Origin of the sequence: Pseudomonas sp. B40(2017) (assembly GCF_002112855.1) — a bacterium.
Taxonomy (GTDB): domain Bacteria; phylum Pseudomonadota; class Gammaproteobacteria; order Pseudomonadales; family Pseudomonadaceae; genus Aquipseudomonas; species Aquipseudomonas pharyngis.
This window is the reverse complement of sequence record NZ_NEIT01000003.1, coordinates 290,709-304,567: the sequence shown is the minus strand read 5'-3', so window position 1 is coordinate 304,567 and position 13,859 is coordinate 290,709. Positions and strand designations below refer to the sequence as shown.

General features: G+C 61.3%; 14 protein-coding genes. 11 read left to right on the top strand and 3 right to left on the bottom strand.

The features are described from left to right. Positions 1–9: 9 nt before the first annotated feature. From gcl to CAF76_RS08810, 8 genes are all read left to right on the top strand, one after another. On the top strand, positions 10–1,785 hold the full coding sequence (gcl, locus tag CAF76_RS08845) for a glyoxylate carboligase (protein ID WP_064594456.1): 1,776 nt from the start codon (positions 10–12) through the stop codon (positions 1,783–1,785). A 137-nt stretch (positions 1,786–1,922) separates the two neighbouring features. Next, entirely contained in the window at positions 1,923–2,705 is a 783-nt protein-coding gene (hyi, locus tag CAF76_RS08840; protein WP_011333102.1) for a hydroxypyruvate isomerase, read from the top strand. A 43-nt stretch (positions 2,706–2,748) separates the two neighbouring features. Further along, a complete protein-coding gene (locus CAF76_RS08835; RefSeq protein ID WP_085648499.1) occupies positions 2,749–3,642 on the top strand; it encodes a 2-hydroxy-3-oxopropionate reductase in 894 nt (297 codons plus the stop codon). A gap of 159 nt (positions 3,643–3,801) precedes the next feature. Further along, positions 3,802–5,076, top strand: a complete 1,275-nt coding sequence (locus CAF76_RS08830; RefSeq protein ID WP_085611505.1) for a glycerate kinase — start codon at positions 3,802–3,804, stop codon at positions 5,074–5,076. Then, positions 5,073–6,488, top strand: coding sequence for a pyruvate kinase (pyk, locus tag CAF76_RS08825; RefSeq protein ID WP_085648500.1), 1,416 nt, complete (start codon positions 5,073–5,075; stop codon positions 6,486–6,488). The genes CAF76_RS08830 and pyk overlap by 4 nt, the downstream gene beginning before the upstream one ends. 145 nt (positions 6,489–6,633) lie before the next feature. After that, positions 6,634–7,548, top strand: a complete 915-nt coding sequence (locus CAF76_RS08820; RefSeq protein WP_085648501.1) for an urea transporter — start codon at positions 6,634–6,636, stop codon at positions 7,546–7,548. A gap of 21 nt (positions 7,549–7,569) precedes the next feature. Continuing rightward, on the top strand, positions 7,570–8,394 hold the full coding sequence (locus tag CAF76_RS08815; protein ID WP_039769763.1) for an ion transporter: 825 nt from the start codon (positions 7,570–7,572) through the stop codon (positions 8,392–8,394). Positions 8,395–8,499: 105 nt separating this feature from the next. Beyond that, positions 8,500–9,498, top strand: a complete 999-nt coding sequence (locus tag CAF76_RS08810; protein WP_085648502.1) for a sulfate ABC transporter substrate-binding protein — start codon at positions 8,500–8,502, stop codon at positions 9,496–9,498. A gap of 55 nt (positions 9,499–9,553) precedes the next feature. Here CAF76_RS08810 and CAF76_RS08805 read toward each other — a convergent pair whose 3' ends face one another. Beyond that, positions 9,554–10,174, bottom strand: coding sequence for a DUF5666 domain-containing protein (locus tag CAF76_RS08805; RefSeq protein ID WP_085648503.1), 621 nt, complete (start codon positions 10,172–10,174; stop codon positions 9,554–9,556). 241 nt (positions 10,175–10,415) lie between these two features. Between CAF76_RS08805 and CAF76_RS08800 the strand changes: the two genes are divergently transcribed. After that, positions 10,416–11,603: an MFS transporter gene (locus CAF76_RS08800; protein WP_085648504.1), complete on the top strand. Its 1,188-nt coding sequence runs from the start codon at positions 10,416–10,418 to the stop codon at positions 11,601–11,603. Positions 11,604–11,649: 46 nt separating this feature from the next. On the opposite strand, the gene CAF76_RS08795 is transcribed toward CAF76_RS08800, so the two are convergent. After that, positions 11,650–12,054, bottom strand: a complete 405-nt coding sequence (locus tag CAF76_RS08795) for a type II toxin-antitoxin system HicB family antitoxin (protein ID WP_085648505.1) — start codon at positions 12,052–12,054, stop codon at positions 11,650–11,652. A gap of 280 nt (positions 12,055–12,334) precedes the next feature. On the opposite strand from CAF76_RS08795, the gene CAF76_RS08790 reads away from it, so the two are divergent. Continuing rightward, positions 12,335–12,802, top strand: a complete 468-nt coding sequence (locus CAF76_RS08790) for a helix-turn-helix domain-containing protein (protein ID WP_085648506.1) — start codon at positions 12,335–12,337, stop codon at positions 12,800–12,802. Next, positions 12,799–13,374 (top strand): PIN domain-containing protein, encoded by a 576-nt coding sequence (locus CAF76_RS08785; RefSeq protein WP_085648507.1) that lies wholly within the window; start codon positions 12,799–12,801, stop codon positions 13,372–13,374. Before CAF76_RS08790 ends, CAF76_RS08785 begins: the two co-directional genes overlap by 4 nt. Before the next feature lie 52 nt (positions 13,375–13,426). On the opposite strand, the gene CAF76_RS08780 is transcribed toward CAF76_RS08785, so the two are convergent. Continuing rightward, positions 13,427–13,834: a hypothetical protein gene (locus CAF76_RS08780; RefSeq protein ID WP_085648508.1), complete on the bottom strand. Its 408-nt coding sequence runs from the start codon at positions 13,832–13,834 to the stop codon at positions 13,427–13,429. Positions 13,835–13,859: the final 25 nt, after the last annotated feature.

Here is a 13,859-nt window from a genome sequence, read left to right as displayed (position 1 = left end):
CACAAAACCATGAGCAAAATGAGAGCAATCGAAGCCGCCGTTCTGGTGATGCGCCGTGAAGGGGTTGATACCGCTTTTGGCATTCCGGGCGCTGCAATCAACCCGCTGTACTCCGCCCTGCAGAAAGTCGGTGGCATCGATCACGTCCTCGCTCGCCACGTTGAAGGCGCCTCGCACATGGCCGAGGGCTACACCCGCACCAAGGCCGGCAACATCGGCGTGTGCATCGGTACTTCCGGCCCGGCCGGTACCGACATGGTCACCGGTCTGTACAGCGCCTCCGCGGACTCGATCCCGATCCTCTGCATCACCGGGCAGGCACCCCGCGCCCGTATGCACAAGGAAGACTTCCAGGCCGTCGACATCACCAGCATCGTCAAGCCGGTGACCAAGTGGGCGACCACCGTTCTGGAGCCGGGCCAGGTGCCTTATGCGTTCCAGAAAGCCTTCTACGAAATGCGCTCCGGCCGTCCGGGCCCGGTGCTGATCGACCTGCCGTTCGACGTGCAGATGGCTGAAATCGAATTCGACATCGACGCCTACCAGCCACTGCCGCTGGCCAAGCCAAGCGCCACCCGCGTGCAGGTTGAAAAAGCCCTGGCGATGCTGGATCAGGCCGAGCGTCCATTGCTGGTGGCCGGCGGCGGCATCATCAACGCCGACGCCAGCGAGTTGCTGGTCGAGTTCGCCGAGCTGACCGGCATTCCAGTGATCCCGACCCTGATGGGCTGGGGCACCATTCCGGACGATCACCCGCTGATGGTGGGCATGGTCGGTCTGCAGACTTCGCACCGTTACGGCAACGCCACCCTGCTCAAGTCCGACGTGGTGCTGGGTGTCGGCAACCGCTGGGCCAACCGTCACACCGGTTCGGTCGACGTTTACACCGAAGGCCGCAAGTTCATTCACGTCGACATCGAACCGACCCAGATCGGCCGCGTGTTCACCCCGGACCTGGGCATCGTTTCCGACGCTGCCGCCGCGCTGACCGTGTTCATCGAAGTCGCCCGTGAATGGCAAGCCGCCGGCAAGCTGAAAAACCGCTCTGCCTGGCTGCAGGATTGCCAGCAGCGCAAGGCCAGCCTGCACCGCAAGACCCACTTCGACAACGTGCCGGTCAAGCCGCAGCGCGTTTACGAAGAAATGAACCAGGTGTTCGGCAAGGACACCTGCTACGTCAGCACCATTGGTCTGTCGCAGATTGCCGGCGCGCAGTTCCTGCACGTCTACAAGCCGCGTCACTGGATCAACTGCGGTCAGGCCGGCCCGTTGGGCTGGACCATTCCGGCAGCGCTGGGCGTGGTGAAGGCCGATCCGAACCGTAAAGTCGTGGCCCTGTCGGGGGACTATGACTTCCAGTTCATGATCGAAGAACTGGCGGTCGGCGCTCAGTTCAAACTGCCGTACATCCACGTCGTGGTGAACAACTCGTACCTGGGGCTGATCCGTCAGGCCCAGCGCGGGTTCGATATGGACTACTGCGTGCAGCTGTCCTTCGATAACCTGAACGCGCCGGAACTCAACGGTTATGGTGTCGACCACGTCGCAGTCGCCGAGGGCCTGGGCTGCAAGGCACTGCGTGTGTTCGAACCGGCTGACATCGCCCCTGCCCTGCGCAAGGCCGAAGAGCTGATCGAAGAGTTCAAGGTGCCGGTGATCGTCGAGATCATTCTGGAGCGTGTGACCAACATCTCCATGGGGACCGAGATCAACGCCGTCAACGAATTCGAAGACCTGGCGCTGGTCGGCAACGATGCGCCAACGGCGATTTCGTTGCTCGATTAACTGCTGACCGTCACCCCTGTGGGAGCGAGCCTGCTCGCGATGAGGCCGGTACATTCAACATTGATGTTGCCTGACACACCGTCATCGCTAGCAGGCTAGCTCCCACAAGGGCCTGCACAAATTTACGGGAGACCACCATGCCGCGTTTCGCAGCCAACCTGTCCATGCTGTTCACCGAACAGGATTTCCTTGCCCGTTTCGACGCCGCCGCCAAGGCTGGCTTCAGCGGTGTCGAATACCTGTTCCCGTACGATTTCAGCTCTGCCGAAATCAAGGCAAGGCTCGATGCCAACGGTCTGACCCAAGTGCTGTTCAACCTGCCGGCCGGTGACTGGGCCAAGGGCGAGCGCGGTATCGCGTGCCTGCCGGACCGGGTCGAAGAGTTCCGCGCCGGGGTCGACCTGGCCATCGCTTACGCCCAGGTGCTGGGCAACACCCAGGTCAACTGCCTGGCCGGTATCCGTCCGCAGGGCGTGGACGATGCCACCGTTGAAAAGACCTTCGTCGCCAACCTCAAGTACGCCGCCGACAAGCTGCAAGCCGTCGGCATCAAACTGGTGATGGAAGCGATCAACACCCGCGACATCCCGGGCTTCTACCTGAACAATACGGCGCAGGCCCTGTCGATTCGCGAGCAGGTCGGCAGCGCCAACCTGTTCCTGCAATACGACATCTATCACATGCAAATCATGGAAGGCGATCTGGCCCGCACCCTGCAATCGCACCTGGCCGAGATCAACCATGTGCAGCTGGCCGACAACCCGGGCCGCAACGAGCCGGGCACCGGCGAGATCAACTACCGCTTCCTGTTCGAACACCTCGATCGCATCGGTTATCAGGGCTGGGTCGGCTGCGAGTACAAACCGCTGACCACCACGGAAGCGGGCCTCGGCTGGCTGAAGACCCACAACGCGATCTGACCCCCTATTTGCTTGAGCAAGACAAAAACAAGAGGATTTTCTCATGGCTAAAATCGGATTCATCGGCACCGGCATCATGGGCCACCCAATGGCGGCGAACCTGCAGAAAGCCGGTCACAGCCTGTTCCTGTCGGCGCACCACGACGCCGCCCCTGCCGACCTGGTCGCCGCTGGCGCCGTTGCCCTGGCCAACCCGAAAGAAGTGGCCCAGGAAGCTGAATTCATTATCGTGATGGTGCCGGATACCCCCCAGGTCGACGACGTGCTGTTCCGCGCCGACGGCGTCGCGGCCGGTATCGGCAAAGGCAAAGTCGTGATCGACATGAGCTCGATCTCGCCGACCGCCACCAAGGCTTTCGCCGCGAAGATCAACGAGAAAGGCGCGCAATACCTCGACGCTCCGGTGTCCGGCGGTGAAGTCGGCGCCAAGGCTGCAACCCTGAGCATCATGGTCGGTGGCGACGCCGATGCCTTCGAACGCGCACTGCCGCTGTTCCAGGCCATGGGTAAGAACATCACCCTGGTTGGTGGCAATGGCGACGGTCAGACCGCCAAGGTGGCGAACCAGATCATCGTTGCCCTGAACATTCAGGCCGTGGCCGAAGCCCTGCTGTTCGCTTCGAAAAACGGTGCCGATCCGGCCAAGGTGCGTGAAGCGCTGATGGGTGGCTTCGCCTCCTCGAAGATCCTCGAAGTGCACGGTGAGCGCATGATCAAGGGCACCTTCGATCCGGGCTTCCGCATCAGCCTGCACCAGAAGGACCTGAACCTGGCCCTGCAAGGCGCCAAGGAGCTGAACATCAACCTGCCGAACACCGCCAACGCCCAGCAAGTGTTCAGCACCTGCGCGGCCATCGGTGGCAGCAACTGGGACCACTCGGCGCTGATCAAGGGCCTGGAACACATGGCCAACTTCTCGATTCGCGACAAGAAGTAAGCCCTGCCCCAACCTGCATCAAACCTGTGGGAGCCAGCCTGCTGGCGATGGAATCGACGCGGAGTGTCTGCCAGACCTCAGCGCCTGAATCGCTAGCAGGCTAGCTCCCACAGGGTTCCGAGTTGCCCTTTCGAATAACAAGAATTCCGGGAGCCCGCCATGTCGGTCGATCCGCAACAACTGCTGCGCGAGCTGTTTGCCACAGCCATCGACGCGGCCCATCCGAACCAGGTCCTCGAAGCGCATCTGCCGGCCGATCGCACAGGTCGCGTGATCGTCATCGGCGCCGGCAAGGCTGCCGCGGCCATGGCGCAAGTGGTCGAGCGCTGCTGGGAAGGTGAAGTCTCGGGCCTTGTGGTGACCCGCTACGGTCACGGCGCCCCGTGCGAAAAAATCGAAGTGGTCGAAGCCGCGCACCCCGTGCCGGACGCTGCCGGTCTGGCCGTGGCCAAACGCGTGCTGGAACTGGTCAGCAATCTGAGCGAAGACGACCGCGTGATTTTCCTGCTGTCCGGTGGCGGCTCTGCTCTGCTGGCGCTGCCGGCCGAAGGCATCACCCTGGCCGACAAGCAATCGATCAATAAAGCCCTGCTCAAATCCGGCGCGACCATCGGCGAGATGAACTGCGTGCGCAAGCACCTCTCGGCGATCAAGGGCGGACGCCTGGGCAAGGCCTGCTGGCCGGCGACTGTTTACACCTACGCGATTTCCGATGTACCGGGCGATCTCGCCACGGTCATCGCCTCCGGCCCGACCGTGGCCGACCCGAGCACCAGCGCCGAAGCGCTGGCCATCATCAAGCGCTACGGTATCGAGATTCCGGCGTCGGTGCGCAGCTGGCTGCAAAGCCCGGAATCGGAAACCGTCAAACCCGGCGATCCGAGCCTGGCCCGCAGTCACTTCCAGTTGATCGCCCGCCCTCAGCAATCGCTGGATGCGGCGGCGGTGAAATGCCGTCAGGCCGGTTTCAGCACGCTGATCCTCGGCGACCTGGAAGGCGAATCCCGTGAAGTGGCGAAAGTCCACGCCGGCATCGCGCGCCAGATCATCCATCACGGCCAGCCACTGGCTGCACCGTGCGTAATCCTCTCCGGTGGCGAAACCACGGTGACCGTGCGCGGCAATGGCCGGGGCGGACGCAACGCCGAATTCCTCCTCAGCCTCACCGACAGCCTCAAGGGCCAGCCCGGCGTCTATGCGCTGGCCGGCGACACCGACGGCATCGACGGCTCGGAAGATAACGCCGGCGCGATCATGACCCCGGACAGCTATGCCCGTGCCGCCGCCCTGGGCCTGAGCGCCAGCGACGAGCTGGATAACAACAACGGTTACGGCTACTTCGCGGCGCTCGATGCGCTGATCGTCACCGAACCGACCCGCACCAACGTCAACGACTTCCGCGCCATCCTGATCCTCGAGAGCTCTAAATCATGACGCCTGATAAAAAGGTCAAAATCCTCGCCACCCTCGGGCCTGCCGTCGACGGCATCGAAGACATCCGCGAGCTGGTCGAGGCCGGGGTCAATATCTTCCGCCTCAACTTCAGCCACGGCGATCACGCCGACCACGCCAAGCGCTATCAGTGGATCCGCGAAGTCGAGCGCCAGCTCAACTACCCGCTCGGGATCCTGATGGACCTGCAAGGGCCGAAACTGCGGGTCGGCAAGTTCGCTGACGGCAAGGTTCAGTTGCATCGCGGTCAGGCGTTCCGCCTTGATCTGGACGCAACGCCGGGCGATGAGCGCCGGGTGAGCCTGCCGCACCCGGAGATCATCGCGGCGCTGGAAGCCGGGATGGATCTGCTGCTCGATGACGGCAAACTGCGTCTGCGGGTCGTCACCAAATACTCCGACGCGATCGACACCACCGTGCTCAATGGCGGCGAACTGTCGGATCGCAAAGGCGTGAACGTGCCGCAAGCGGTGCTCGATCTGAGCCCGCTGACCACCAAGGATCGTCGCGATCTGAGCTTCGGTCTGGAGCTGGGTGTGGACTGGGTCGCGTTGTCGTTCGTGCAGCGTCCGCAAGACATCATCGAGGCCCGCGCGCTGATCGGCGACAAGGCGTTCCTGATGGCGAAAATCGAGAAGCCGTCGGCCGTCGAGCAACTGCGCGAGATCGCCGAACTGAGCGACGCGATCATGGTGGCTCGCGGTGACCTGGGCGTGGAAGTGCCGGCCGAAAGCGTGCCGCAGATCCAGAAAAACATCATCACCACCTGCCGCCACCTCGGCAAACCGGTGGTGGTGGCGACGCAGATGCTCGAGTCGATGCGCTTCTCCCCGGCGCCGACCCGCGCCGAAGTCACCGACGTGGCCAACGCCGTGGCCGAAGGCGCCGATGCGGTGATGCTGTCGGCGGAAACCGCGTCCGGCGAGTACCCGCTGGAAGCCGTGCAGATGATGAGCAAGATCATCCGCCAGGTGGAGAACGGTCCGGACTACCAGACCCAACTCGACGTCAGCCGGCCGAAAGCCGAGGCGACGGTGTCCGATGCGATCAGCTGCGCGATCCGCCGGATCAGCAACGTGCTGCCGGTGGCGGTGCTGGTCAACTACAGCGAGTCCGGTGCATCGAGTCTGCGTACGGCGCGGGAGCGGCCGAAAGCGCCGATCCTCAACCTGACGCCGAACCTGCAGACCGCCCGCCGCCTCAGCGTGGCGTGGGGCATTCATTCGGTGGTCAATGATCGCCTGCGTCAGGTGGATGAGGTGTGCTCGACCGCGCTGGAAATCGCTCAGGCGCAAGGAATGGCCGAGCGTGGCGATACGTTGCTGATCACCGCGGGTGTGCCGTTCGGGCAGCCGGGGTCGACTAATTCGCTGCGGATCGAAACATTGATTTGACGCCTCACCGGCCTCTTCGCGAGCAGGCTCGCTCCCACAGTTGATTTGTGTGCACCACAAACTCAATGACTGAACAAAGATTCAATGTGGGAGCCAGCCTGCTGGCGATGCGGGCACTCGGTTTCACTGACATTTTAGAACTGCCATGCCTGCCAATCATTTCAACACCCACTGCCCTGACTGGGCCGAGGCTTTGCTCAACGGCTTCAGTCAAATCTTCCTCCAGCGTCATCCGCTGTGTGGACTCCTGTGCCTTTTGGCCATTTTATTTACCGCGCCGGTGCTGTTCGCCGGCGCGCTGCTCGGCGCGGTCGCCGGTTTGCTCACCGCGCAACGACGCAACTACGCCAAGGCGGATCGTCAGGCCGGACTGTTCAGCTACAACGGCGTGTTGGTCGGCCTGTTGCTGAGCCTGTATTTCCCCTGGTCGCCGATGCTGCCGCCGCTGATTCTGGCGGCTGGCGGACTGAGCGCGATGATCACGCAGCAGTGGCTCAAACGCGCACGCCTCACCGAGTACCTGCCCGCCTACACCGCGCCGTTCGTATTGCTGAGCTGGCTGTTCCTGTGTTTCGCCGAGCCTTTGTCCGCCGCACCGGCGCTTGAACTGAATACCGTGAACCTGCTCGGTGCCGGCCTGAAAGGCTTCGGTCAAGTGATGTTCCTCGACCATCCGTTGGCCGGTGGATTGATCGCTGCCGGCTTGTTGATTGCCGATCGCCGGGCTTTTGCCTGGGCGCTGCTGGCTTCGGTAATCGGCCTGGGTTCCAGTCTGTTGCACCACGACAGCCAAATCGCGTTGCTGGGTCTGGGTGGTTACAACGCAGTCCTCGCCGCCCTCGCCTTCAGCACCCAGCGCCAGCAACCGTGGCTGCCGCTGTTCGGCATCGGCCTGGCGCTGCTGTTGACGCCGCTGTTCAGTGCCCTGGGTCTGGCAACCCTCACGGCACCGTTCATTCTCGCCTGCTGGCTGCTGCGCACCGGCATTCGCCTGATGCAGCAACCGCAGATCAGCGGCGCGCCTTGCGCTCGCGGGGAGAATCAACCTAGGCTGCGCTGATCTTTGATTCAGGCGTGATCCATGGACAGTAACCAGCACTGGCGTGAACAGCTTTACGTCATGATTTTCCAGAGCGACACCCCCGCCGGGCGACGTTTCGACGGCATCCTGCTGTTGATCATTCTCGCCAGCCTGGTGATCGTGATGCTCGACAGCATCGACAGCGTTCACCGCAATTACGCCGATGTGCTGGCGTATATCGAGTGGGGGTTCACCATCATCTTTGCCGGCGAGTACATCCTGCGTCTGTACTGCTCGCCCAAACCGTTGCGCTATGCCTTCAGTTTTTACGGATTGGTGGATCTGCTGGCGATCGTGCCGGGCATCCTCGCGCTGTACTACAGCGATGCGCAGTATTTGCTGATTATCCGGATCATCCGGATGCTGCGGATTTTCCGCGTCCTCAAACTCAGTCCGTACCTCAAGCAAGCCAACTACCTGATGTCGGCGCTGCGTGGCAGCAAGCAGAAGATCGTGGTGTTTCTGGTGAGCGTCTGCACACTCGTAACCGTGTTCGGCACGTTGATGTACGTAATCGAAGGCCCGGAACACGGCTTCACCAGCATTCCCAAGGGCATCTATTGGGCTATCGTGACCCTGACCACCGTCGGCTTCGGCGACATCGTGCCGAAGACTCCGTTGGGCCAGGTGATTTCGTCGCTGGTGATGATCACTGGTTACTCGATCATCGCGGTACCCACCGGGATCTTCACCGCCGAACTGGCCAATGCGATGCGTGGTGAACAGTTGCAACACGACTGCCCGGTTTGCCAGAAAAAGAGCCATGAAAGCGGCGCCGCATTCTGTTCGCGATGCGGTAATCCGTTATTCAAGAAAATGGAATAAGCAAAGTTCTTTTTAATCTTTAAGCGACTATGCGCGGCCCGCTATAGTCGCTGGCAAATGGCCTTATCATTGTCAAAAACACCCCCACAGAACAAGGAATGCGCAGTGAAAAAACTCTTTGGCGCCTCACTTCTCGCCGCAGGTCTTGCCTTCGGCAGCGTGGCTCAGGCCGCACCGACCCTGCTCAACGTGTCCTACGACGTGATGCGCGATTTCTACAAGGACTACAACACTGCGTTCCAGAAACACTGGCAGGCCGAACACAACGAAAACATTACGGTGCAGATGTCTTTCGGCGGTTCGAGCAAGCAAGCCCGTTCGGTGATCGACGGCCTGCCGGCTGACGTCATCACCATGAACATGGCCACCGACATCAACGCCCTGGCCGACAACGGCCAATTGGTGCCAAAGGACTGGGTCACTCGGCTGCCGAACAACAGTGCGCCGTTCACCTCGGCCACCGTATTCATCGTCCGCAAGGGCAACCCGAAAGCCCTGAAAGACTGGCCGGACCTGCTCAAGGACGGCGTGCAAGTGATCGTGCCGAACCCGAAAACCTCGGGTAACGGCCGCTACACCTACCTGTCGGCCTGGGGCTACGTGCTGAAAAACGGCGGTGACGAAAACAAGGCCAAGGACTTCGTCGGCAAGCTGTTCAAGCAGGCGCCAGTGCTGGACACCGGTGGCCGCGCCGCCACCACCACGTTCATGACCAACCAGATCGGTGACGTGCTGGTGACCTTCGAGAACGAAGCCGAAATGATCGCCCGCGAGTTCGGCCGCGACCAGTTCGAAGTCATCTACCCAAGCGTTTCCGCTGAAGCCGAGCCGCCGGTGTCGGTGGTCGACAAAGTGGTCGAGAAGAAAGGCTCCCGCGCCGCTGCCGAGGAATACCTGAAGTTCCTGTGGTCGCCGCAAGGTCAGGAAATCGCCGCCGCCAACTACCTGCGTCCACGTGACCCGGCGGTACTGGCCAAATACACCGATCGCTTCCCGAAAGTCGACTTCCTGTCGGTCGAGAAGACCTTCGGCGACTGGCGCACCGTGCAGAAGACCCACTTCAACGATGGCGGAGTCTTCGACCAGATCTACAACGGCCAATAAGGCTTGAGCTGACATGAAAAAGGCGACCTGCAGAGGTCGCCTTTTTTGTGGGCGTTTACATCGGCGGCTTGACGCCATCCTTGCCCGCCGAGATCGATTGCGCGGTCAGCGTGCCGTCCGCGCTCTGGGTCACGAAGGTGACGATCTTCACCCCGACCTTGAGCAGGCTGCGATCACCCGGCGTCAGGTTGACGATCGGCACGTCCTCCGGCACCAGGATCTTCTGCTGGCCGCCCTTGTAGTTGACGGTCAGCACCCGGCCGTTGCTAACCACCAGATCGCCGACGCTGCCATTGGTCATGCTGCTGCCCTTGGCCAGGTCGAACGGCCGATGACCATCGCCGCTGCCGGCCAGCTCCGGCGGGAACACGTGAACCTCCAGCGCCTTGAGCGTGCCATCCTCCTGGGGAATGGCGGCCGAGCCGATGTAGCTGCCGGGCTTGATGTCTTCGATGTTGGCCAGGGTGACCGCACGGACCTTGGTGTCCGGGGTCAACTGGACCACCACGTTTTCACCGCTGTTGACGTGAACCTTGAGCGAGTCGGGACTGACCCCGGTGATCTCGCCGCGCACGCCCATGCGCATGCCGGGCGCTTCGGCGGCCTGCACGGCCGTGGCGCCGAGCAGACTGATCAGGGCAATCGTTGTGGTGTGGCGAAGCAACTGACGAAACATCGCAATCCTCCGTTGATGAACGCTGAAAACCGGTCACAACATAAGCACGCTATCGAACAAGATGTAAGTGAATGTATCATCGACGCTCAACGGTCGGACGCAAGGTTCGCCGATGAACAATGGATTGTTCGGCGCCACCTGTTCCGCAACGGAATAACTGATATCGATCAGAAGCCTCTACTGCCGGCTCGGCCCGTCCCTTAGCCTCACCGCATTCCTTTTCGCTGGATCGAGAAACCCTATGACCGCCACAACTCACGCAATGACCCGAGGCATGGTGCTGCTGTTCGCTTTCTGCTGCGGCGCCATCGTTGCCAACATCTACTACGCCCAGCCGATCATCGGTCTGATCGCGCCGGACATCGGCCTGAGCGACACCATGGCCAGTTTCATCGTGTCGCTGACCCAGATCGGCTATGCGCTGGGCCTGTTCTTCCTGGTGCCACTGGCGGATCTGCTGGAAAACCGCCGGTTGATGATCATCACCACCGTGGTGGCGATTGCCAGCCTGCTCGGCGCGGCGTTTACCGATCAACCGAATGTGTTCCTGCTGATCTCGTTGCTGGTGGGGTTCAGCTCGGTGTCGGTGCAGGTGTTGATTCCATTGGCGGCGCACTTGGCGCCGGAGGAATCCCGTGGCCGGGTGGTCGGCGGGATCATGGGCGGTCTGCTGCTGGGGATTCTGCTGGCGCGGCCAGTGTCGAGCGTGGTCGCCGACCATCTGGGCTGGCGGGCGATGTTCATGATCGCAGCCGCCTTGATGGCGGCGATCAGCGTGGTGCTGGCGCTGACCGTGCCCAAGCGCCAACCGGATCACAGCGCGTCCTACGGCCAGTTGCTGGGTTCGTTGTGGACGCTGCTGCGCAAACAACCGGTGCTGCGTCAGCGGGCGTTTTACCAGGCCTGCATGTTCGCCACGTTCAGCCTGTTCTGGACCGCCGTGCCGCTGGAACTGGCGCGCAACCATGGCCTGTCCCAGAGTGAAATTGCGATCTTCGCCCTGGTCGGCGCGATCGGTGCCATCGCCGCGCCGATCAGCGGACGCCTGGCCGATGCCGGCCACACCCGCATCGCCTCGCTGCTGGCCATGCTGTTCGCCAGCCTGAGCTTCCTGCCCGCCTTCATCCACCCGGCCTACAGCGTGATCGGCCTGGCCGTGACCGGCGTGGTACTCGACTTCTGCGTACAGATGAACATGGTGCTCGGCCAGCGCGCGGTCTACTCTCTCGACGCCAAAAGCCGCGGCCGCCTGAACGCGCTGTACATGACCAGCATCTTCGTCGGCGGCGCCTTCGGCTCGTCGGTGGCGAGTGCGGTGTACGAACATGGCGGCTGGTTGTGGATCGTGATTGTCGGCAGCGCGTTCCCGCTGCTGGCGCTGGTGCGGTTTTTGAGTGCTTCGAAAAAGCCTGTTCTGGCAACGGCCTAGCATCTGAAAAGCCCTGTCGGATCGCTGATCCGACAGGGCTCGAGGTTCAATGCCGGACCAGTTTTTCCATGGCGGCATCCGCCAGAAAAGAGGAGCGGCTTTTGACATTGTGTTCACGCACATAGCGGTCAATGCGCTGGATGACATAGCCCGGCAACGTCACGTTGACCTTTTCGGTCTTGCCCATGTACGGCGAGATGTCCAGCTCGAGCATGCCCCAGCCCATGTCGGCAAACTCCGGGTTGTTGCGATGGGTGGCCGCCGAAGTCGGCATCGGAATCAAATCACCATCCGCCGCGATCTCCTGCAGCATGATGTGGGCAATCTCGACGGCCGCGTTGTAGGCATCCTCAAACGTATCTCCGGCAGTAATCGCGCCGGGAATATCGGGGATCTGAATCCCGATGGCGGTGTTCTCGTCACCCCACTCGATGCAGATTGGGTATTGCATTGTGAAGTAGCCTCGACCATTAAAGTAACTCTAGAGATACCTTTAGTAGCCTGCGGAAGGTTGTGACACAACGTTGGTTGTTTTGCAGGATGTTTTGACTATCTGTCGGCGGTGTTTCCGACGGGTAGGCTGGCCAGTGTCAAGGCGCGGGCGTTCATTGAATATGTGCAGGGGGTTATTGACGAAAAAACCATAAAACCCACACTTGTTTCGTTTATTGCGATTTTCGCTTATTTCGAATAACGTTCCGGCATTCCTCATTTCCAAAGCCGGACTCGCCATGTCGACCGTTATTCATCCCTCCATCAGCCTCCCCGTAGAACGCGAAGTCAAAGCCGCCATTGAAGGACAGCGTGCCCTGGCCGCTTACCTTGCGACCCATTTCGAGACTCAGCACATCCAGATTTTCGACGAGCAGAACGAAGCTCATCGCGTCGAACTGCCCACCTCGGCCCTGCGCTTGCTGATCGACATTCTGGCGGAGCTGGCAGCAGGCAACGCGGTTCAGGTCGTACCGGTGCATGCCGAATTGACGACCCAGGAAGCCGCGGACCTGCTCAACGTCTCACGTCCACACCTCATAAAACTGCTGGAAAGCGGCGAGTTGTCCTACCACAAAACAGGCAAGCACCGACGTGTGCGCTTTGCCGATCTGATGGACTATAAGAACCGGCGCACCATCGCCAGCGAGCAGGCAATGGCGCTTCTCGCAGAGCAAGCTCAGGCGTTAAGGACAGGATACGAGTGAGGCATTCCTCTTTTACTGCTTTGTACGATGCATGCGTCTTGTACCCCGCCCCCTTGAGAGACTTCCTCATGTGGCTTGCCCTCTCGGGGCGATTTCGGGCGAGATGGACCCAGGAGATTCACTGCGAATGGAAACGCAATCTGCTGAAGAACCGCCCTGACCTGACGATGGAACAGCTGGATCGTACGTCAGGCCTGATGGATCAAGCGATACCCGACGCCTGTGTCCATGACTATGAAGACCTGATTGCCGGCCTCACCTTGCCCGACTGCGATGATCGTCATGTTCTAGCGGCGGCAATCCGTTGCGGCGCAAGCGTGATAGTGACGTTCAACCAGAAAGACTTTCCCTGCAAAGCGCTGGAGCCTTTCGGCATCGAAGCGCAACATCCGGACGAGTTCGTCGACAACCTCTTGGGGCTTGATCCGGCAGCAGTGGTTGCAGCGGCCCAAAAGCAGCGTCGGCAGCTGAAAATGCCTGCCATGGACGTCGAACCTTTTCTTGATCTACTGCAACGACAAGGCTTGGTTAAGTCGGTCCAGGCACTCAGCGGCTATCACGCGATTCTTTGAAAGCTCATTACTCCACACAGCAAAACGGCGATCCTGAGATCGCCGTTTTTCATTACTCCCCGAACTGCTTGCCCAGTCCCGCCGGTACGCCGTGGATGTTGGTTTCTTCCCACGGGCCGTTGGGGCTGATCGAGCGGCTCCAGCCGTTGTTCCAGCGGTAGTAGGTGCGCTGACGGTAGAAGGTGTTGGTCTGGTCGTCGAGCACGTAAACGCCCAGTTTCTGGTCCCAGTGGCTGTTGCCGCCCGGTGGCGGGGCGAAGCTGGCGGAGGTGCGCGGGATGGGTTTGGCGGGTTTGGCCGGGATGCCCGGTTTGCTCGGCGTCGGGCTGGTCGACGGGGTCGGGCTGGGTTGTGACGGCGGGATCGGCGGCAGCCTGGTGGTCGGCTCCGGTCGTTGCACCGCACATGCGCTCAAGCCCAGGGCCAGTGTGAGGACTGTGATTCGGGCGATGGCGTTCATGGCGGTGCTTTCCTGTTGGTTCCGG